Below are 2,058 nucleotides of genomic sequence, written 5' to 3' on the forward strand. Positions count from 1 at the left end.
GAAAGAACTCGATTCATTGCTCACGTTGAATTTTCAGGCATTCAAGAAATGTGATCTTGTGCCTATATGAAGTATATGCCGACTCAACATGCGCCGCGAATCCGAGACTAGGGAGTTCGATCTGATCCAAAATCCGACTGCTTTGCTCACGCAATAACCGCGTCGGCGAGCCGAACCGTCGGTCTGCGTCCGCTGAGCCTCTCGGGCGATGCTCGACACGGCTACGGGCAGCGCGGCACACTCACCGAGATGGCGCGTCGGGCGCCGGTCGCGACAGCGGGAGGAGCGATGGAGGATTTCAAGAGCTCGGCCAGCCGTCTGGCCCGGTTGTTCAAAACACTCGCGCGATGCCTGGAAGGCCAGGGCGCGGGAGAAGCAAGAGCGTCTGCGTGCGGCCCAGGTGAAGATCCGGGATCTGGAGAAGAGCCGCCGCTATTGGAAGGAGCGCGCGCTGGGCGCCGAGGCGAATGCGGGCGCGAGCGGCGAAGACAGGCCCGAGGGTGATGCGGCGCCGAGCGCGGAGCGGCTCGAGCGCCAGGCGCTGTTGCCCCCGGCGCGGCATACCGATCCGGCCGTGATGATTCAGTGGACGCTGCAGCTGTATCTGCACGCTGGCTTGGGAATCCGCGGCGTGGCGCGCGTGCTCGAGCTGTTCGCCCCTTGGCACGCCATGGCCGCACCGAGACCGAGCACCGTGCTCAACTGGGTCTATCGCGGCGGCTTGGCGCTGTTGCAGCGCCCGCCCGAGCGGCGCGAGGACTGGATCTACGTCATCGATCATACGGTGTCGCTGGGCGAGGCCAAATGCCTGGTGATCCTCGGGATCCCCGTGAGCGCCTTGGCCGAGCACGGCGACAGCCCTACCCACGCGGCCATGACGGTGCTGGCCGTGGAGGTCATGACCCGCAGCAACGGCGCCGCGGTGGCGGCGGCCCTCGCCCAGACGAGCGCGCGCACCGGCCCGCCGGTGCAGATCGTTGCCGATCATGGTAGCGACCTGAGCGCCGGCATCGCACGGTTTCAGCAGGCGCACGCGCCGCAGTGTATCGAGACGTACGACATCTCCCATCGCATCGCCACCCTGCTCAAGGCCGAGCTGAGCGCCGACGCGCGCTGGAGCGCCTTCCTGGAACACTGCAGCGCGACCTTGAGTGTCTTCCAGCAAACCGATCTGGCCTTCCTGCTGCCTCCACGTCAGCGCACCAAGGCGCGCTATATGCATTTCGCCGCGCACGTCGAGTGGGCCGAGCGGCTGCTGGCCTATCACGATCGTGGCGACTTCAGTGCCATCGCTCGGCCCTGCGTGCTCAGCTACCCGGCCTGGAAGCACTTGCGCGCGCGCTTCGGCGCCGCGCGCGTCGCGCCGCTGCGCCCCCTGATCGGGCGCCGCTATGCCGAGAAGGCGGCCTTCTGTGAGGCGCTGCAAGCCCACAGTGACCTCCCCCTGGAGACGCTGGGTGACGCCTTCTGGAGCCAGGCCGACGGCGGGCGAGAGCGCTTTCTCGAGGGCTTTGCCTGGCTGCTGGAGTACCGTGAAGCGCTGCACGTCTATGCCGAGATGATGCGCCAGTCCCAGCGCATTCAGTCCGTGCTCAAGACCCAGGGGCTCGGCGCTCAGGCCCTCACCACCTTGCAGGCCGAGCAGCCCGCACGCGCGCGCCTCACACCCCGCGCGCGCGCCTTCACCGACCGCCTGCTCGCGTGCGTCGAGCAGGAGGTCGCCAAGGTCCCGCCCGGGCAGGCCTGGCTGGCCTCCTCCGACATCATCGAATCGGTCTTCGGGCGCTACAAGCACTTCACCGAGCGCGGACCACTCAAAGAGATCGGCAAGCTGGTGCTGACCATTCCCGCCTTGCTCACCGAGTGGACGCCGGCGCTGATCCGCGACGCCCTCGAGCGCGTGCGCACCGTCGATGTCGATCACTGGATCAAGGCGCATCTCGGCGACTCGCTGCTGGCGAAGCGACGACGCGCACTCATCCCATATCGTTACCCACATCTCGCCCCTCGTTCGTACACGCCAGCTTTGCGTTCGACCTCGGGGGGTAGACATGGAGG

At 66.9% G+C, this 2,058-nt stretch carries 1 protein-coding gene; it reads left to right on the forward strand.

Features of this window, described 5'->3' with window-relative positions; genetic code table 11:
- Window positions 1–400: 400 nt before the first annotated feature.
- The coding region (locus tag G3446_RS27795) for a hypothetical protein (protein WP_209262651.1) at window positions 401–2,058 on the forward strand (1,658 nt) is incomplete at its 3' end.

The sequence above is a fragment of the Thiorhodococcus minor genome (genome assembly GCF_010820565.1).
Lineage (GTDB): Bacteria > Pseudomonadota > Gammaproteobacteria > Chromatiales > Chromatiaceae > Thiorhodococcus > Thiorhodococcus minor.